Genomic DNA, 17,961 nt, shown 5'->3' with positions numbered 1-17,961 from the left:
ATTTATTTTAAGGCGTTAAGTAATTTTTCTGTTTCTTCGTCCATGCCCATACCAGTTAAGAACGCAATACCATTTAATGTTGGAATATCAAATTCCTTGTTCGCTTTTGTAATTGCCACGTATACATCACTTGTCTTAATATGTTGTTCTAAAGACTTAATATCAACTGCTTCTACTGTTGCGCGAACACCTTTTTCTTTTAAAATGCGTTCTACTTTAGATGCCACTGTTTGACTTGTTGCTACACCTGATCCACATGCTACGATAACTTTTTTCACTCTAATCACTCTCCAAATTGTTTTTTTAGAAAATCACATAATGCGTTGCTATCATTTATTTCCTTTATTTGTTCCACAAAGTCTGCTTCCATAAATTTTTCCATGATGCTTGAAAGCAGTGGAACTTGATCTTTGGGATTTTTAATACCTAACATGAAAATAACTTCGACATCAATCCACTTCTCTGTTGTCCCCATTTGAATAAAAGGAATCGGTGTAGAAAGCTTGTTAACAAGTACAAAAGGTCGTTTGACATAAATCGTATCGGTATGAGGAATTGCGATTTTGATGCCATTCATCTCGAGTCCAGTAGGAAAAACTTCTTCTCGGCTTGTCACCGCTTCTCTAAAAGTCGCCTCTACATACTGCTCTTTCTCTAATATCTTGCTCGTGTATTCAAAAAGTTCTGCCTGACTCTCATAACTTGAATTTATCAGGGTTAACTCTTTTTGAAACAAATCATGGTAATCCACGTGATGCTCACCCCCTTTCAAGGATTTCAACGATTTTCTTTTTGTTCGTAGAAGCGAGAAGTTCCGCTAATCTCTCAGGCCGCAAGAAAATTTCGTTCAATTTTAGTAATAAGGGTATATGTTTATTTTGTTCGGATGGTGCTAGAGCAATCATGATTTTAATTGCTTCATTCGCAGGGGTTTTTGTGTCCGCTTTCATTATCATCAACTGAATATCTTGCTCAATTACCCCGTTCGCCGGTTTTGCGTGGGGCAAATAAATATTCGGGCCAATCATCATCTGCTTATAATTTTGATAGAATATCTCTTCACAAGTATGAATGTAACAAGTATCCACCGTTCCTCGTTCTAACATCGGTGCAAACGCCGCTGAAACTAGCTGCTCCCACCCAAGTGACGTTTCTAAAAAGTGAACCTGCTCTTCCGTAATTCGCATTTGTTCGGGCTCTTTTTTCTCCACCTGCTGCTCTTTTTTATTGAAAAAAGATTCTACTTTGGCTTGCACTAATCGAATATTTTCTTCAGGAATTTCATCTTTTAGCATAGCGAGCAATTCTTTGGTTTTTTTATGACTGTCCATTTCAATAGCTTTATCGACTTGTTCTCTGAGGATTTGCCTACTATCTTTACTTAAAATCGACGGGATAACAAAAATGGTCGCACTGCTTTGAACGGGTACGGTTGTAAAAACAAAATCAATATCACGTGCCACTGAATTTAATTGTCGCACCGCATAAGCCCCTTGAAAATCAATATTTGGAAACATCATTTTCAAGTTTTCTAAGAGTAGTTTGGAGATGGATGTACCACTTTTACAAAGGACAACTGCACGGAAAATCGGCTGTTCCGTTTCCTCAATTTGATACATCCACCCAAGAACTATCATAGAAAGATACACAATTTCCTCTTCTGACCACCTATGGCCCACCAATTTTTCAAAAGGTTTGGAGGCTTTTTCTACAATGTTGAAAGTGGAGGTATACTCTTTAATAAACTGTTTTTTAAGTGGGTTATTGATTTGAAATCCTAAAATCGTTCGGTAAATTGCTGGTCTGACATGTAAAATCACTTTTTCTTTAAATTCATTTTTCTTCATGATTTCTGTCGCAAAATACATTTCAAGTAAACCGATGAACTCATCAACTGCATAGGCGATTTCTTCACTGTCTGAGAAATGAAGCGCCGACTCCACTAAGTTCGAAGCAAGTACTTGTAGCGATAAGTAAAGCAAATCATTTTCACTTAAAAAGTCATAACCCCAAAACATTTCTTTCATTATCGGGAACTCACGGGTATTTTTGATGTCATACATTTCAATTTTAAATGTCCAGTTTTTATTTGTTACTTTTGCTCGCTTGATGATGCCGTGGAGAATATAGGGCAATTCTTCCATTTGCTCATCGGTAAAGGTAATTTGGAGCTTACTTTCGACTTTTTCCAGCCGTTTCTTTAGTAAAAAGACTTCGCTTACAGTAATCAGCTTCTTTTCATCAAGTACAAATTTTCCGTAGGGGGTCTGAACGACTTCACGAATGAGTTCTGCTAGTAAATTACGAATCAGAAATTCTGAACCAGAAACCGCATAGCCATCTTTTCTTGAATAATCGAGCTGAATTTCAAACTCATGCAGACTTTCTTTGATACTTTTCACATCTGTAAGCATGGTATTTTTACTTACATAAACATATTCTGCCAGTGCACCGAGTGACATATAATGATTATGTAGCAATAACTTAATCATGATGAGTTTGCGACGAATATTTACCTCATAAAACGAAAATAACTGTTGTTCTTCTGCTGTCAAAAGCCGGTAACAAGCTTCCCTACATACATCTGTAACAAAAATCATGTCATGGTCAATCAAAATTGGTTCTGACTTTAGTAGATGGTTTATTTGTGTAATCTGTGCGCTAATTGCTTCTTTGGATACTTTAAAATTCTTGGAAACATTTCTAAGATTCACTTGCCGATTCAAGAGCAGATAAGTAATTAATTCTTTACAATTCTGTTCCATCTACTTTTCCCTCCCTTATATTAATAGTAAATGATAACCCTTACATAAAAATGATGATTCATCACAACTTCTCTTTTGGCAGAAAGATTTATTGTGATGAATGATATTTTAGGGTTACTTTCTATTATAGATGAGAAGGTTTTCAAGGGGAATATGAAAAAGTGCGAATCAGCCTTCAATCAAGCTTCATCGCACTTTTTTCTATTAATATTTGCTTTATTATATTGGCTACTTGCCTTGAATCGTCTTTCTCAAGTCGGGCATAAGTTACGCGAATAACCGTCTCTTTTACCCCGAATAAAAATCCAGGCATCACTAGTAAATCATTCGCTAAAAAAATATCAAAATCACGAATGGAGCGAAATTCTACTGGTAATTTCACCCACAAATGAAATCCTCCTTTTGGACGGATGAATGCTAGTTCGTTTGGTAAAATTTCCTCTAGAGCCGCTATCAAATGATCTCTACGCACTGCTAAAACTTGATGTAATTGCTTTAAATGCTCTTTATATCCAGCCGTATTTAAGACGCTATTAGCTAATACTTGCGGGAAAATACTTAGTCCAAAATCCATCTCCTGCCTTGCGAGAGCTAGCCGTTCAATCACTGCTGTCGGGCCAATTAGCCACCCAATCCGTGTAGTTGACCCCATTATTTTAGAAAGCGAACCAATATATAAAACATTATCTGAATCTAGTTGTTTTAAAGGAACTGGAATTTCACTATCAAGTGCTGCCAGTTCTGAAAACGGATCATCCTCTACAATCGGAATTTGCAAATGAGCGCAAACTTTCACGAGTTCCTTGCGCCGTTTTAAACTCATTACAAGTCCCGTTGGATTTTGAAATGTCGGATTAACAAAAACCATTTTCACTCGATGCTTATGATATAAATCGCGTAATTCAGAAATAATCACACCATCATCGTCCATTGGCAAGGCAAAAATCCGCAAGCCCGCAGATTGAAATAGCGATAGCGAATAAAAGTAAGACGGCGACTCGATCGCCACGGCATCACCTGGTTTTAATAAACATTGTGTAATTAAAAAGAGTGCTTGCTGCGCTCCTGATGTAATAAAAATTTGTTCCGGGCGTGCATTTAGACCATAGGCATCGTGCATTTGCTTTTGAACAGTTTCACGTAGCGGTCTGTAGCCTGCTTCGTCTTCTAGTTGTTCTTCGGCAATAAAAGACTGCCACGAAAGGCTTGGTGTTTCCATTTTAGGAGTCATTTCAAGTGGAAGTTCCCCTGTCGAAGCATCAATCACTTGTTCCGAATCCGCGCGTTCCATCACACCTGTTTGCCTAATATAAGGAACAGCTGGCGTAAAACCACCTTGCGTTAAATAGTGGCGCCAATTCGTTGACTGCCCCGCAAAAAGCCCCCACTTTTCCGCATTTACTATTGTTCCACTACCTTGCTTCCGGACGATAACAGCCCGGGCAGTAAGCTCATCAAGCGCCCGAACCACTGTCGAGCGATTCACACCAAAAAATTCCGCCAGCTGTCTTTCTGGAGGTAATTTTTCTTCTGGTAAAAGTTCGCCGTTCATAATTTTAGTTTCTATTAAATCAACAATTTGTAAATAAATCGGTAAATTAGAATTCCCAGTAAGTTTCCACATCTACTACACCCCTTTTTAATTGGATGGAGAAAACAACATCCAATTGGCTGTTTTTACGAAATGGCTTTTAGCTTATCATAATAATCAGGTATTTTCAATTAACTTTGATGGAGGTTATTAGTATGGAGAAAAAAGTTGGTACAGACCGTGTAAAACGTGGAATGGCGCAAATGCAAAAAGGCGGCGTCATTATGGATGTTGTAAATGCTGAACAAGCAAAAATTGCCGAAGAAGCTGGTGCAGTAGCAGTTATGGCACTTGAACGTGTTCCTTCTGACATTCGTGCAGCAGGTGGTGTCGCTCGTATGGCTGATCCTCGTATTGTGGAAGAAGTAATGAATGCTGTATCTATCCCTGTTATGGCAAAAGCTCGAATTGGTCATATTACAGAAGCACGTGTCCTCGAAGCAATGGGCGTCGACTATATTGACGAAAGCGAAGTATTAACCCCAGCTGACGATGAATTCCATTTACTTAAATCAGACTTCACAGTTCCTTTCGTATGTGGTTGCCGTGATATAGGTGAAGCGCTGCGCCGTATTGGGGAAGGTGCTGCCATGCTCCGTACAAAAGGTGAACCCGGAACAGGAAATATCGTCGAAGCTGTCCGACATATGCGCCAAGTAAATGGCCAAATTCGCCAAATTGCAGGAATGACAGATGATGAATTAATGGTTGCCGCTAAAAATTTCGGTGCTCCATATGAACTTGTAAAAGAAATTAAAACACTTGGCAAACTTCCGGTCGTTAATTTTGCCGCTGGTGGTGTTGCGACTCCCGCTGATGCAGCTTTAATGATGGAACTTGGAGCAGACGGCGTTTTCGTTGGTTCTGGTATTTTCAAATCTGATAACCCAGCAAGATTCGCCAGTGCGATTGTCCAAGCTACTACTTACTATACAGACTATGAATTAATCGGAAAACTTTCCAAAGAGCTAGGTTCCCCGATGAAAGGAATCGAAATGTCTCGCCTTAACCCAGAAGACAGAATGCAAGATCGGAGTTTTTAATATGAAAATAATTGGTGTCCTTGCGCTTCAAGGTGCAGTTGATGAACATATCCAAATGATTGAATCAGCCGGCGCTCTTGCTTTTAAAGTAAAGCATTCAAATGATTTAGCTGGGCTTGACGGACTTGTTTTACCTGGTGGTGAAAGCACAACGATGCGGAAGATAATGAAGCACTATGATTTAATGGAACCTATCCGCGCTTTTGCAAGTGAAGGGAAAGCTATTTTTGGAACTTGTGCTGGGCTTGTCCTTTTGTCAAAAGAAATTGAAGGTGGCGAAGAAAGCCTAGGATTGATTGATGCTACCGCGATTCGTAATGGTTTTGGTAGGCAGAAAGAGAGTTTTGAAGCCGAGTTAAACGTCGAAGCATTTGGTGAGCCTAATTTTGAAGCAATTTTCATCCGTGCACCTTACTTAATAGAACCAAGTGGTGAAGTAACTGTATTAGCAATAATTGACGGGAAAATCGTCGCTGCTAAACAAGCGAATATTCTCGTAACTGCTTTTCATCCTGAGCTTACAAATGACAATCGTTGGATGAATTACTTCCTCGAAAAAATGGTATAAAAAAAGCAGTAGACAACTTAGTCTACTGCTTTTGCATATTATTTATTCACTGCTTGCGCTGCCGTAATTAACGTTAAGTTATAAACATCATCTGTGTTACAACCACGAGATAAATCATTAACTGGCGCATTTAAGCCTTGTAAAATTGGTCCAACTGCTTCAAAGTTACCTAAACGTTGGGCAATTTTGTAGCCAATGTTTCCTGCTTCTAGACTTGGGAAGATAAATACATTTGCATCCCCTTTAATAACCGATCCTGGCGCTTTTTTCTCAGCAACCGTTGGAACAAATGCTGCATCAAATTGGAATTCACCATCAAGCGTTAATTCAGGTGCTTTTTCTTTTGCAAGAGCTGTTGCTTCAACCACTTTTTCCGTTTCATCGGATTTTGCAGAACCTTTTGTAGAGAAGCTTAACATAGCAACACGTGGGTCAATGCCAAAGATTTCTGCTGTTTCGGCACTAACAATCGCGTTTTCCGCTAAATCTGCTGCAACTGGTGCAATGTTGATAGCTACATCACTGAATAAATAACGTTCTTCACCGCGAACCATGATCATCGCGCCAGCAACTTTACTTACGCCTGGTTTTGTTTTAATAATTTGTAGGGCAGGGCGAACCGTGTCACCAGTAGAGTGAGCCGCACCACTTACAAGGCCTTCTGCTTTACCTGTGTATACAAGCATTGTGCCGAAATAGTTTGGATCAACGAGCATTTTACGAGCTGCTTCTTCTGTAGCTTTACCTTTACGACGTTCTACAAATGCAGCCACTAATTCATCAAAAAGTGGATCTGTCGCAGGTTCGTGAATAGCGATACCTTCAACAGAAACACCAATTTCTTTTGCTTTTGCTTCAATTTCAGCTTTGTTTCCAAGTAAGATTGGTGTTACGATATTTTCTTTTTGCAGACGTGCAGCTGCTCCAACAATACGTTCATCTGTTCCTTCAGGTAATACAATGCGCACGTTTTTCCCAGTAACTTGTCCTTTAATTGTAGTAAATAAATTACTCATGTGTTAATTGCCTCCATTAATATTAAATATTATAGTTACCATTTTACTATAAAAAGAAACAACTTGATAGAAAAAAAGTGATTAAAAACAGCTCCAGCACTTATTTCCGTGTATCAATACAGAGGTAAAAAGGCGTAACATTCAGTTAAAAGAGCATTCTTCCCTTAGGAAACTTTTTTACTGTTATACCCTATTATTTTGCTACTTTGTTGTTAATTTTAACAAAACACTTCATATTAAGGTCTATTCGTGATAAAATGAACATAGTTGATAATGATTATCATGTTCAATACATAACATAGAAGGAGGCCTGCTAGCTTATGCAATTAAATGAAACTGTTGTTGGTGAAAAAGTTCGCATCTCAGAATTAAAAATTGAGAACGCCATGCTTAAACGTCGCTTACTTGCACTTGGTTGCGATGAAGGTTGTGATATTTGTATCAAACAAAAAGGTCTATTTGGTGGCCCTTGTACTTTTGAAACAAAAGGGCAATATATCAGTATTAGGCAATGTGATGCTTGTGCCATTATGGTGGAACGCAGATGAGTCAAAATACATATTGCTTACTCGGAAATCCGAATACTGGGAAAACTTCCTTATTTAATGCATTAACAGGCTCTTATGAATATGTAGGAAACTGGAGCGGAGTCACTGTTGAAAAGAAAATTGGTACTTTACGTTCTAAAACAGGCAAATTAATTGATTTACCTGGTATTTATGACTTAAATCCCATTTCTCGTGATGAAACAGTTGTAACTAGATTTTTACTGCAAGAGAAATTCGACTGTATGTTAAATATTGTCGATTCCTCGCAAATTGAACGAAATTTAAATTTAACGATTCAATTACTTGAGTTCGGTGCACCTGTTGTGATGGGTCTTAACATGATTGATGTTGCCGCAGGTCGTGGCATCCACTTAAACATCCAAAACTTAGCAAAAAAACTGCGCATTCCGATTTTACCAGTAGTTGCTCGTTCTGGAAAAGGTACCGATGATATTTTAACTACTTTATCGGAAAAACATGTGGCGCCGGCAATTCCGCTTATTTTACCATATGGCGAACCTGCGGAGAAGGCTATTTTAGAAATCCAAGCTTTAACTAAAGATGTTATTCCTGCTAAGCAATCTCGATGGCTCGCAGTTCAATTCCTTTCTAAAAATGAAGTCACTGAAGAATTTTTAACAGACAACCCTTCGTTTGAGCGATTGAAAGATATCCGCGAAGAACTAGAAATTGCGCTTGCCGGCAAATTAGAAAATCATTTTCACCAAGTTCGCGTGAATTACATTCATGATATTTGTTTGACCTCAGTCGAATATACGCGCAATTCCGATATTCCACTATCCGACAAACTCGATAAGATTTTTACGCATAAGTTTTTCGGGATTCCGATTTTCCTTGGAATCATGTGGTTAATTTTCCAAATAACTTTTACTTGGGTTGGCGCTCCTCTGTCTGATTTGCTTGATGGTTTTATCGGTGGCTCGCTGACAGATTGGGTAACTTCCTTCTTAACAACCATTGGCGCATCTGGATTTATTATTGATTTGGTTGCAGATGGTATCATTGCTGGGGTTGGTGGCGTGCTCGTCTTTGTTCCCCAAATCTTGGTTATTTTCTTCTTCATTTCTGTCTTAGAAGATTCCGGATATATGGCTAGAATAGCGGTTGTTATGGACCGAATAATGGAAATTTTTGGCTTAAATGGGAAAGCATTTATTCCAATGATTATCGGTTTTGGATGTAATGTTCCTGGAATTATGGCAGCACGGTCGATTGAGGAATCCAAAGAACGAACATTAACCATTCTCGTATCACCATTTATGTCCTGTTCCGCGCGCCTTCCTGTTTATGCTCTTTTTGTTGGCGTATTTTTCGAAAAACATCAGGCGCTTGTCGTACTTTCTCTTTATGTTATCGGTATTTTAATGGCACTTATCGTTACTAAAATTCTTTCAAAAACATTACTTAAAAAAGATAATTCCGTATTCGTCGTTGAGCTACCACCATATCGTTTACCTTCACTTAAAACGTTATGGCGCAGTACATGGGAAAAAGGAAAAGGATTCTTACGTAAGGCAGGAACATTTATTTTTGCAGGTTCGGTTATCATTTGGTTACTGAACTATGCTGGCCCAGCCGGACTCGATGTACCAATGGGTGAAAGTTTCTTAGCAATCATCGGTGGAATGCTCGCACCACTGCTCGTTCCTTTAGGATTTGGTACTTGGCAAGCTGGCGCGACACTGATTCCTGGTTTTCTAGCAAAAGAAGTAGTCGTTTCTACAATGGCGATTATTTATGCAGTTGGAGAAAGTTCGCTTGGCAGCATCGTTAGCACCTTCTATACGCCCCTTTCGGCTTATTGCTTTATGTTGTTCATCTTGCTATACATCCCATGTTTAGCAACTGTTGCAGCGATTCGAAAAGAAACTAGTTCATGGAAATGGACCGCATTTTCTGTCGCCTATCCACTCGTTACAGCTTATGTATTAGTATTTCTTGTATATCAAATCGGCAGTCTATTCGTTTAAGAGAGGATGTTTTTCGTGAGTATTATCGTTAATTTATTACTTGGCGGAGCAATTTTTGGCTATACCATTTATGCGATTATCAAATTTGTCAAACGCAGCAAAGAAGGAAAATGCGGCGGTTGCGAACTTGAAAAAGCCTGTAATTGCGAGTCAGATGAGCATACGAATTTGGATCATATCTTTAAATAGAAAAAGAGCCTATCTCAGGCTCTTTTTTATTTCGACGCTGGTTTAATCGTCACTGCAACAATTTCATATGGATTTCCTAATCTTGGAAATGCTTTTTGATGAAGACTTCCTGCACCAAGACCAGCAGAAATTATCATTGTCTTCCCATCTTTCGAATGCTCACCGTATACATACTCCGGCAAAAGTGTTCGCTGCGGTCCAGGAGCAATCGCGCCAATATTCGTATACGGGATACGCACAATCCCACCATGCGTGTGACCACTTAACGTTAAATCAAAACCACTTTCCACATAAAGCTCAAAATAATCCGGCATATGTGACAAAAGAATTTGATAATACTGCGAATATTGCTGCGGTTTTATCTCCGCTATACCTTCTTTATAATAAGGATAATCATAATCTAAATTCGCACTACTCCGCAAACCAGATATCTGAAATTTCTGCCCATCAACATCGATAGTAGCCGTTTTATCTTCTAAGTTAACTACACCCATTTTTTCTAAAAAAGGCTTGTAATCGTCCTCATAGGCATTTTTAACATCGTATTCGTGGTTTCCTGGCGAATAATAAACGGGCGCAATCTTCGTAAGCTGCTTTATAAGCTCTTTAGGAACGCTATCCCCTTGTTTATCAAAAAGATCCCCTGTAATCGCAATCACATCTGGATTTAAACTTGCCACTTTATGTAACAATTTTTCATTCTTATCGCCAAATTCACTAAAATGTAAATCCGATAATTGCACTAGTTTAATCTCTTTTTCAATTTTAGTAGAGCTCACTTCATATTTTTTTACCGTTAGTCTAGTTCCGAGAAACCATCCCGCAACTAAAAGTATGACGATAATACTAATTGCTATAATCCACTTTATCTTTAAAGACATTTTTCACCTCTATGTTGTATTCTTTTTTTATTGTACCATAAAGTGAACAAACCTATTTACATAAAAAAGAGACAAAATGGTTTCCCGCTTTGTCTCCAGTCTTAGCTTTGATACTAACCAGAGCTTTTCTTGTTATTTTACAGGAGGTGTAGAAACAATCGCTGTGATTTTGCCACTAATTTCCCAAGATTTCACTTCATTTGGTAAAACGAAATGATCTCCTTTTTTAATAGCCTGTTCGTTACCATCAATTGTAAGTACCGCTTCTCCGTCTAAAATACTTACTAACGTGTAAGGCGCTTTGGCCACAAATTCAGCCGTGCCATCCACTTCCCATTTATAAACGCTAAAGAAGTCATTCGATACAAAAGTCGTTTCGGTTAAGCCGTCTCGTGTTTCTGTTTTAATATCTAACTTCGCATCCACATGTGGCGCAGTCGTAACATCAATAGCTTTATCTAAATGAAGTTCGCGCAAGTTTCCTTCTGCGTCTTTACGGTCATAGTCATATACACGATAAGTCGTATCAGAGCTTTGTTGTGTTTCAAGGACTAAAGTGCCAGTACCTAACGCGTGAATTGTACCGCTTGGAACATAATAAAATTCACCTGGTTTAATCGCCACTTTACGAAGCAATTTATCCCATTCGCCATTTTTTGCCCAGCTAGCGAATTCTTCTTTGCTTGCGGCTTTATGTCCATAAATTAATTCCGCACCTGGAGCGCAGTCAATAATATACCAGCATTCCGTTTTTCCTAGTTCGCCATTTTCATGTACTTTAGCATATTCGTCATTGGGATGAACTTGTACAGAAAGATCCGTATTTGCATCCAATATTTTTGTAAGTAATGGAAAAACAGCTTCTTTCGGGTTACCAAAAAGTTCCGGTTTTTCTTGCCATAATTCGGCTAACGTTTTTCCTTTGTATTCCCCGTTTTTGATTACGGAAGGACCGTTCGGATGAGCAGAAATCGCCCAGTCTTCCCCTGTAGTATTAGACGGGATATCATAACCAAAATAATCATGTAATTTCGTTCCACCCCAAATTCGGTCTTGAAAAACAGGGTTTAAAAATAATGCTTCTGTCATTATAAAATTACCTCCATTCCAGCGATTTTGCTGGGTTTTGTCAATTAAAAGTATATACTAATAATGGCGAAGATGCTAGTTATTTCCCGCCTAAAAAGCCTCTTTCTTTTATTTGTTCTGTTAAATTCGGATAATACGGTTTATCATAAAATTTTGCTAAACGTTCGGTATAAGACACAAAACCTTCCCGCTCAGAAAAAGGAATGATTTCTTGGTCATAAGCTTCGAGTAAAGGCATCACATCCGTTTGGTAGGTTTCTTCAAAATAAACTGCTTCTTTCGGCAAGCGAGGTTTTACAGGAGCTTCTACATCCGGAACTCCGATACAAAGTCCGACAACTGGCATGACGAATTCTGGCAAATTTAGGAATTCAGCGGTTGCCGTAATATTTCGTCGCAAACCACCAATACAAATCGTTCCGTAATCAAGCGATTCAGCAGCTGTTAAAGCATTTTGCATACAAAGTCCGATATCTGTTGCCGCAACCATTAGTAAATCTTCCTCCCCAGCAATTTGGAAACTTTTACCGTGCATATCACTCGCTACTTTTACGCGGTGAAAGTCTGCAACGAAACAAAGAAAAACGGAACATTCTGCTATGTAAGGTTGATTGCCACAAAGTTCTGCCATTTTGTTTTTACGTTCTTGATCTTTAATCGCAATAATAGAATAGTGTTGACCGTTAATCCACGACGGAGCTGCTTGAGCTGCTCGGATAATCGCATCGAGCTTTTCTTCTGGAATCTCCACCCCTTTTTTATATTTTCGAAAAGAGCGATGATTTCTCAGCAAAGTTAATACGTCATTCATATTTATGCCTCCTAGATTTATGGTTTAATTAAAGTATAGCTTGTTTTTAGGCAATTGTTAATGTTTTCTCTTGTATTTCTGCCAGATATTTTCTACACTTAAAGAAAAAGAGGTGAAAAGATGTGCGTCAACAACAAATAGATTTTAAATGGCTAGAAGAAAACTTCTTGACTACAAATGAAGCCGCGACTTACTTAGGCATATCTAAGCAAGCCCTCCTCTCCTTAGCAAAACGCGATGTACTCCCTTTTACAAAAAAAGGAAATATGGTTCTCTTTCATAAAATGGATATTGAACTTCGGTTAGAAAGTCAGCAAAGTTTACGAAAAAAGTACCGCCCTTTTGAAACGTAATTTCACAAACAGCGAAACGGACGAACCACATCCGATATGTTACACTTTAGTTAGTGATATTCTAAACAAGGAGTGATACATAATGAATGAAGCAGTAAAAACTTTAGATGGATGGTTTTGTCTACATGATTTTCGTTCAATTGACTGGGCAGCATGGCGTGAATTAAATCCAGCAAATCAAGAACTTATGTTAAATGAGCTAAGCCACTTTTTAAGTGATATGGAAATCACAAAAAATATCGGTGAGGGTGAACATACCATTTACAGCATTCTTGGTCAAAAAGCGGATTTAGTATTCTTTACTTTACGTGATTCCTTAGAGGCATTAAATGAAGTCGAAAACCGTTTTAATAAATTAGCCATTGCCGACTACTTATTACCAACCTATTCCTACATATCTGTTGTGGAATTAAGTAACTATCTTGCATCTCACATGGCGGGCGGCGAAGATCCTTATCAAAATAAAGGGGTTCGTGCGAGACTTTATCCAACTCTTCCACCTAAAAAACACATTTGCTTCTATCCTATGAGTAAAAAACGGGATGGTGCTGATAATTGGTATATGCTTCCAATGGAAGAACGCCAAAAACTTATCCGTGACCACGGTCTTATTGGTAGAAGTTATGCTGGGAAAGTACAACAAATTATTGGTGGTTCTATTGGGTTTGATGATTACGAATGGGGCGTTACCTTATTTTCAGATGATGCACTAGAATTCAAACGCATCGTGACAGAAATGCGTTTTGATGAAGCAAGTGCCCGTTATGCAGAATTTGGCTCCTTCTTCATCGGAAACCTTCTACCATCCGAAAACCTCTCCAAATTATTTACCCTTTAATTAAAATAAGCTGGAATTCTCTTTAATAAATCTTTTTTCAAAAGTTTATTGAGACGGATTCCAGTTTTTTATTTCACAAAACTAACAATTTTGTAAGGATATCTCCCGTAATTGTCATTTGATACGATGGAACGCCTCTCTTTTAAACGATAGAATGATACATATACTAAATGAATCTAGTTTTAAGGAGAGAAAATAATGGAGACAGTTCTACAAGCAAAAAATGTAAGAAAAATTTATGGAAGCAAAGGAAATGTGTATACTGCACTTGAAAATATCAGTATTGATATTAAAGAGGGAGAATTCACTGGAATTATGGGTCCTTCTGGAGCTGGTAAGTCTACTTTACTTAATGTTTTATCTACTATTGATAAGCCAACTTCTGGTGAAATTATGATTTCCGGACAAGAACTTGAAAACATGAATGAACAACAAATGTCTACTTTCCGCCGTGATAAACTAGGTTTTATTTTCCAAGATTATAACTTATTAGATACACTTACCATCCGCGAAAATATTATCCTTCCACTTGCACTAGCGAAACGCCCCGTCAAAGAAATGGAGGAAAAATTAGCAAGTATTAGTGAAAAGTTTGGTATTACAGAAATTCTTGATAAATACCCAAGTGAAATCTCTGGTGGTCAAAAACAACGTACAGCTGCATCACGTGCGATTATTACTTCACCTAGTTTGATTTTTGCGGATGAGCCAACTGGGGCACTTGATTCCAAATCTGCAACCAACTTACTTGAAAGCTTACGTGACTTAAATGAACAAGATAAAGCTACCATTATGTTGGTTACACACGATGCATTTGCAGCTAGCTTCTGCAAACGAATTTTATTTATTAAAGACGGAGAGTTATATACAGAAATCTATCGTGGAACGAAAACACGTAAGGAGTTCTTCCAAAAAATTCTAGACGTTCTTGCAAAATTGGGGGGCGACACAGATGACGTTATTTGATTTAGCGAAGAAAAATATTAGACATAATTTCGTACATTACTTTCTATATTTTGCATCAATGATTTTTAGCATTATGATTTATTTTACCTTCCTTGTTCTTTCAAAAGATCCGTCAGTCGTAGCTCGAATTGACCAATCTGCTAAGTTATCGACCGCGTTTTCTAGCTCCTCTGTCATTTTGCTTATTTTTGTAGCAATTTTCATTCTTTATTCCAACAACTTTTTCACAAGAAAACGGAAAAAAGAAATCGGACTTTATTCTTTGCTTGGACTTCGAAAAAAAGAAATTGGTCGGATGTTATTTTATGAAAATTTCATTATGGGTATCGGGGCTTTAGTAATTGGTATTTTAGCTGGTACACTTCTTTCAAAAATTTTTGTAACCATCTTACTTAACTTAATTAATTTGGATAGTATTGGCGGTTTTGCCTTTTCATGGGGAGCTGTTTTACAAACAAGTATTGTCTTTATTATCATTACTTTGTTTACATCTATTACAGGCTATCGAATTATCTATCGCACCACATTATTAGACTTATTCCATTCTGAATCAAAACGTGAAAAAAGTCCGAAACCTTCTTTTATTTTGGCGCTACTTTCTCTAGTTTTAATTGCGCTTGGGTACTTTATTGCTGGACAACCACTTGATGCCAAAAATTCGTTATGGGCGCAATTAGGTTTTTCTATCGGAGCACTGGTCATTTTAGCTTCCGTAATTATTGGTACTTCTTTGTTTATTACCTTCTTCTTACCATATTTACTTACAAAGCTAAGAAACAACAAACGGATTTTTTATAAGGGTAGTAATATCATTTCTACCTCTCAGTTGAACTTTAGGATTTCATCCAATGCAAAAACATTAATTATTATCTCTATTTTAAGTGCAACTACCTTGTCTGCTATTGGAACGATAAGCAGTATATACTATCAAGCAAATACATCCGCAAACACTTCTGCACCATCAAGTTTTGAGTATCTAGTTCCGAAAGACAAAGCGCTAAATAATAAAATCGTGGAAACAGCTGAAAGTGACTCTGATCACCCAGTAGAATACGAACAAAAGAGCACTTACTACACTGTCAAGGCAGAAGGAACTCGACCAGACTTTGTAGAATATGATATAAATGAAGGTTTTCCAGTTATATCTGAATCCGCGTATAATGCGCTCGTTAAAAAACAAGGAAATCCAGAAAACACAGCTAGTTTAAAAGAAAATGAAGCACAAATGGTACTTTCTGTCACTTATGATGAAAAAGCACAGAAAGAAATGCTTGGCGAAAAATATACGTTAGCTTCTCCAAACAAACCAACTGTTGAAATTAAATCAGTTGTTCAAAACTCACCAATTGCATCTGTTATGGGCTTACTCGTTCTTCCAGATGCACAAGTTGCCCAAATCGCTACTGATAAGAGCATCCCATCTCAAACAGTTGAATCTATCACTGTAAAAGATGCAAAACAAGCTCAAGATTTAGATAAAAAAATGCAATCGCTAGTTCCAAAAGATAGCAATCTCATTTCTTACGCAGCTACTTATCAACAAATCATCACAGTAACCGGTGTACTTCTATTTATCGGTATGTTTATCGGTTTTGTTTTCCTAGCAGCGACAGGAAGTATTATCTACTTTAAACAACTAACTGAAGCATATAATGACATCGGTACATTTGACATCTTGAAGAAAATCGGTCTTACTAAAAAAGACATCCGCAAAATTCTTGCTAAACAATTACTCGTTGTCTTCTTGATTCCATTAGTTATCGGAATTGCACACAGTAGTTTTGCACTTATCGGACTTTCACATATGCTGGCACTAGATTTAACACTACCAGTTGTGATTTCTACCGGTGTCTACACATTAATGTACATTGTGTATTACTTTGTCACTCTAAATAGCTATACGAACATTGTTTTCGGTAAAAAATAATAAAAAAAGTCCTCTAATTATTTAGAGGACTTTTTTGCGATATAAGCAAAGATACTAGATAGAAAAGCAGATGCTCCCATTAAAAATTGCATTCCAAAGACTTGCCTTTCATTACTACCAAACGTAATCGACAAGTTTTCTTTTGCAAAATTAATCCAGTTGGTTACAGATAAATAATTCGTAAGTAAAATGAAAGCAGCTCCCATAAGAATTCCAATTAATAAAAGCGAGACTTTACGCCATGCCAGTATAGTTACAAGCAAGAAAATCACAGCTATAAAACAAGCAAAGTAAGCATCAAGTGAAGTTGTAAATAAATAGCCTTCTTTAATACTATCCGAATGTAGTTGTTTAAAAATTGTTACTGCCGCAAAGATTGCCGTAACAGCACCAAAAATTGCGAAAAAGCCAGATGCGTAACGCCATTTATTTTTCCAAGACTGGTCTTCACTTACCTCTTTTAAAGCGAATTTCGGGCCAAATAATAACGTGATTAACACTAAAATACTACTGATAACCAGTAACGTTCCTGACCACTCAAATGGCTGCGAATATTCCAATTTCGCCAAAATTCTTAGTTGGTAATAATACACGGAAAAGACTTGAAATAAAACAAAGCAACTGATTAGCATAATGCTTACTAATCGAAATTTTTCGCTTTTAATGAAACTAAAACCAACAATAAATAATGCTAAACCAAAAATCAGTAATACCCAATAATTCCAAACAAATGTAAAGCTATCTTTCTCTGCACTAAAATAACCAACCAAAGCACTTACAAAGCTGTATAGTTGTGTCACACCTAGAGCAATTAGCAAACTACCGCATATTCCTCTTAATTTTTCAGGCAATTTGCCCACTTCCCTTCCTATTTATGTTTCCTCATGTTAATCTAAAATCGAGGTGATAAAAATGAACTGGACCGTTTGGGATAAAACACAACCTGCTCCAATAGCATTGTTACTTGAAGCTGATCCAAGTGAAGAACAAATTGCGAAATATCTTGATAAATCACACGTTTTCCAATTAAATGATGCCATTAAAACAATCGGCGTCGTTTGTTTACTTCCATTAAATAATAAGCAACTTGAAATTATGAATATTGCTGTTATATCTACGCTTAGAAATCAAGGAATTGGTAAGAAACTACTTGAAAAAGCGTTTGATTTTGCTTTACAAAACAACTTTACTGAAATCATTGTTAAAACAGGCAATTCAAGTATTGACCAACTCGCTTTTTATCAAAAAAACGGCTTTCGGATGCAACAAATCGTTCCAAATTATTTTATAGATCATTATAAAGGGCAAACCATTGTCGAAAACGGTATTGCTTGCGTAGATCAAATCATTCTTTCGAAAGAAATAAAATCCTGATGAAGTTTATA

General features: G+C 37.4%; 18 protein-coding genes and 1 pseudogene. 10 read left to right on the top strand and 9 right to left on the bottom strand.

Annotated elements, in window-relative coordinates; translation table 11 throughout:
- Positions 1 to 2: 2 nt before the first annotated feature.
- From HCB38_RS12035 to HCB38_RS12020, 4 genes and pseudogenes are all read right to left on the bottom strand, one after another.
- Complete coding sequence (locus tag HCB38_RS12035) at positions 3 to 278, bottom strand: PTS sugar transporter subunit IIB (protein WP_003722354.1); 276 nt, start codon at positions 276 to 278, stop codon at positions 3 to 5.
- Between the two features lie 5 nt (positions 279 to 283).
- Entirely contained in the window at positions 284 to 751 is a 468-nt protein-coding gene (locus HCB38_RS12030; RefSeq protein WP_185319271.1) for a PTS sugar transporter subunit IIA, read from the bottom strand.
- 7 nt (positions 752 to 758) lie between these two features.
- Positions 759 to 2,765 (bottom strand): BglG family transcription antiterminator, encoded by a 2,007-nt coding sequence (locus HCB38_RS12025; RefSeq protein WP_185618229.1) that lies wholly within the window; start codon positions 2,763 to 2,765, stop codon positions 759 to 761.
- A gap of 179 nt (positions 2,766 to 2,944) precedes the next feature.
- Positions 2,945 to 4,389: pseudogene (locus HCB38_RS12020) on the bottom strand (aminotransferase-like domain-containing protein).
- Between the two features lie 122 nt (positions 4,390 to 4,511).
- Here HCB38_RS12020 and pdxS point away from each other — a divergent pair.
- Complete coding sequence (gene pdxS, locus HCB38_RS12015) at positions 4,512 to 5,399, top strand: pyridoxal 5'-phosphate synthase lyase subunit PdxS (RefSeq protein ID WP_185319274.1); 888 nt, start codon at positions 4,512 to 4,514, stop codon at positions 5,397 to 5,399.
- Position 5,400: 1 nt separating this feature from the next.
- Positions 5,401 to 5,967: a pyridoxal 5'-phosphate synthase glutaminase subunit PdxT gene (pdxT, locus tag HCB38_RS12010; RefSeq protein ID WP_185638653.1), complete on the top strand. Its 567-nt coding sequence runs from the start codon at positions 5,401 to 5,403 to the stop codon at positions 5,965 to 5,967.
- Positions 5,968 to 6,005: 38 nt separating this feature from the next.
- Here the strand turns inward: pdxT and pta are convergent, their stop codons facing one another.
- The gene (gene pta, locus HCB38_RS12005) at positions 6,006 to 6,983 is read right to left on the bottom strand and encodes a phosphate acetyltransferase (protein WP_185319276.1); all 978 of its coding nucleotides are present in this window, start codon (positions 6,981 to 6,983) and stop codon (positions 6,006 to 6,008) included.
- 320 nt (positions 6,984 to 7,303) lie between these two features.
- On the opposite strand from pta, the gene HCB38_RS12000 reads away from it, so the two are divergent.
- The 3 genes from HCB38_RS12000 to HCB38_RS11990 are packed head-to-tail and all read left to right on the top strand — an operon-like array spanning position 7,304 to position 9,711.
- Entirely contained in the window at positions 7,304 to 7,531 is a 228-nt protein-coding gene (locus tag HCB38_RS12000) for a FeoA family protein (protein WP_185319277.1), read from the top strand.
- The gene (feoB, locus tag HCB38_RS11995; protein ID WP_185638651.1) at positions 7,528 to 9,522 is read left to right on the top strand and encodes a ferrous iron transport protein B; all 1,995 of its coding nucleotides are present in this window, start codon (positions 7,528 to 7,530) and stop codon (positions 9,520 to 9,522) included. The genes HCB38_RS12000 and feoB overlap by 4 nt, the downstream gene beginning before the upstream one ends.
- Before the next feature lie 6 nt (positions 9,523 to 9,528).
- Positions 9,529 to 9,711 (top strand): FeoB-associated Cys-rich membrane protein, encoded by a 183-nt coding sequence (locus HCB38_RS11990; protein WP_003769684.1) that lies wholly within the window; start codon positions 9,529 to 9,531, stop codon positions 9,709 to 9,711.
- Positions 9,712 to 9,737: 26 nt separating this feature from the next.
- On the opposite strand, the gene HCB38_RS11985 is transcribed toward HCB38_RS11990, so the two are convergent.
- The 3 genes from HCB38_RS11985 to HCB38_RS11975 all read right to left on the bottom strand — a co-directional run bounded on the left by HCB38_RS11985 (position 9,738) and on the right by HCB38_RS11975 (position 12,492).
- Positions 9,738 to 10,592, bottom strand: a complete 855-nt coding sequence (locus HCB38_RS11985) for a metallophosphoesterase (RefSeq protein WP_185638649.1) — start codon at positions 10,590 to 10,592, stop codon at positions 9,738 to 9,740.
- Between the two features lie 132 nt (positions 10,593 to 10,724).
- The gene (gene manA, locus HCB38_RS11980; protein WP_185638646.1) at positions 10,725 to 11,681 is read right to left on the bottom strand and encodes a mannose-6-phosphate isomerase, class I; all 957 of its coding nucleotides are present in this window, start codon (positions 11,679 to 11,681) and stop codon (positions 10,725 to 10,727) included.
- Between the two features lie 79 nt (positions 11,682 to 11,760).
- Positions 11,761 to 12,492, bottom strand: a complete 732-nt coding sequence (locus HCB38_RS11975; protein ID WP_185319281.1) for an NADPH-dependent oxidoreductase — start codon at positions 12,490 to 12,492, stop codon at positions 11,761 to 11,763.
- Between the two features lie 122 nt (positions 12,493 to 12,614).
- Here HCB38_RS11975 and HCB38_RS11970 point away from each other — a divergent pair, with 122 nt between their 5' ends.
- The 4 genes from HCB38_RS11970 to HCB38_RS11955 all read left to right on the top strand — a co-directional run bounded on the left by HCB38_RS11970 (position 12,615) and on the right by HCB38_RS11955 (position 16,576).
- The gene (locus HCB38_RS11970) at positions 12,615 to 12,845 is read left to right on the top strand and encodes a helix-turn-helix domain-containing protein (RefSeq protein ID WP_185319282.1); all 231 of its coding nucleotides are present in this window, start codon (positions 12,615 to 12,617) and stop codon (positions 12,843 to 12,845) included.
- An 82-nt stretch (positions 12,846 to 12,927) separates the two neighbouring features.
- Entirely contained in the window at positions 12,928 to 13,683 is a 756-nt protein-coding gene (hemQ, locus tag HCB38_RS11965) for a hydrogen peroxide-dependent heme synthase (protein ID WP_185319283.1), read from the top strand.
- Between the two features lie 198 nt (positions 13,684 to 13,881).
- Positions 13,882 to 14,649 carry an ABC transporter ATP-binding protein gene (locus HCB38_RS11960; protein ID WP_185638644.1) on the top strand — a complete coding sequence of 256 codons (768 nt, stop codon included), beginning with the start codon at positions 13,882 to 13,884 and terminating at the stop codon, positions 14,647 to 14,649.
- On the top strand, positions 14,636 to 16,576 hold the full coding sequence (locus HCB38_RS11955) for an ABC transporter permease (protein WP_185319285.1): 1,941 nt from the start codon (positions 14,636 to 14,638) through the stop codon (positions 16,574 to 16,576). Before HCB38_RS11960 ends, HCB38_RS11955 begins: the two co-directional genes overlap by 14 nt.
- Before the next feature lie 17 nt (positions 16,577 to 16,593).
- On the opposite strand, the gene HCB38_RS11950 is transcribed toward HCB38_RS11955, so the two are convergent.
- Positions 16,594 to 17,427 (bottom strand): hypothetical protein, encoded by an 834-nt coding sequence (locus HCB38_RS11950; RefSeq protein ID WP_185319286.1) that lies wholly within the window; start codon positions 17,425 to 17,427, stop codon positions 16,594 to 16,596.
- 61 nt (positions 17,428 to 17,488) lie between these two features.
- Between HCB38_RS11950 and HCB38_RS11945 the strand changes: the two genes are divergently transcribed.
- Complete coding sequence (locus tag HCB38_RS11945; protein WP_185319287.1) at positions 17,489 to 17,950, top strand: GNAT family N-acetyltransferase; 462 nt, start codon at positions 17,489 to 17,491, stop codon at positions 17,948 to 17,950.
- Positions 17,951 to 17,961: the final 11 nt, after the last annotated feature.

Origin of the sequence: Listeria farberi (assembly GCF_014229295.1) — a bacterium.
Classification (GTDB): Bacteria; Bacillota; Bacilli; order Lactobacillales; family Listeriaceae; genus Listeria; species Listeria farberi.
Note: the sequence above shows the minus strand (reverse complement) of the source record. Positions and strands in the feature narration are given on the sequence as shown.

What these genes read in the sequence shown, in the direction of transcription:
- HCB38_RS12025 (WP_185618229.1), bottom strand. Translation starts at nt 2,765, where the DNA reads ATGGAACAGAATTGTAAAGAATTAATTACTTATCTGCTCTTGAATCGG.
- pdxS (WP_185319274.1), top strand. Translation starts at nt 4,512, where the DNA reads ATGGAGAAAAAAGTTGGTACAGACCGTGTAAAACGTGGAATGGCGCAA.
- pdxT (WP_185638653.1), top strand. Translation starts at nt 5,401, where the DNA reads ATGAAAATAATTGGTGTCCTTGCGCTTCAAGGTGCAGTTGATGAACAT.
- pta (WP_185319276.1), bottom strand. Translation starts at nt 6,983, where the DNA reads ATGAGTAATTTATTTACTACAATTAAAGGACAAGTTACTGGGAAAAAC.
- HCB38_RS12000 (WP_185319277.1), top strand. Translation starts at nt 7,304, where the DNA reads ATGCAATTAAATGAAACTGTTGTTGGTGAAAAAGTTCGCATCTCAGAA.
- feoB (WP_185638651.1), top strand. Translation starts at nt 7,528, where the DNA reads ATGAGTCAAAATACATATTGCTTACTCGGAAATCCGAATACTGGGAAA.
- HCB38_RS11990 (WP_003769684.1), top strand. Translation starts at nt 9,529, where the DNA reads ATGTTTTTCGTGAGTATTATCGTTAATTTATTACTTGGCGGAGCAATT.
- HCB38_RS11985 (WP_185638649.1), bottom strand. Translation starts at nt 10,592, where the DNA reads ATGTCTTTAAAGATAAAGTGGATTATAGCAATTAGTATTATCGTCATA.
- manA (WP_185638646.1), bottom strand. Translation starts at nt 11,681, where the DNA reads ATGACAGAAGCATTATTTTTAAACCCTGTTTTTCAAGACCGAATTTGG.
- HCB38_RS11975 (WP_185319281.1), bottom strand. Translation starts at nt 12,492, where the DNA reads ATGAATGACGTATTAACTTTGCTGAGAAATCATCGCTCTTTTCGAAAA.
- hemQ (WP_185319283.1), top strand. Translation starts at nt 12,928, where the DNA reads ATGAATGAAGCAGTAAAAACTTTAGATGGATGGTTTTGTCTACATGAT.
- HCB38_RS11960 (WP_185638644.1), top strand. Translation starts at nt 13,882, where the DNA reads ATGGAGACAGTTCTACAAGCAAAAAATGTAAGAAAAATTTATGGAAGC.
- HCB38_RS11955 (WP_185319285.1), top strand. Translation starts at nt 14,636, where the DNA reads ATGACGTTATTTGATTTAGCGAAGAAAAATATTAGACATAATTTCGTA.
- HCB38_RS11945 (WP_185319287.1), top strand. Translation starts at nt 17,489, where the DNA reads ATGAACTGGACCGTTTGGGATAAAACACAACCTGCTCCAATAGCATTG.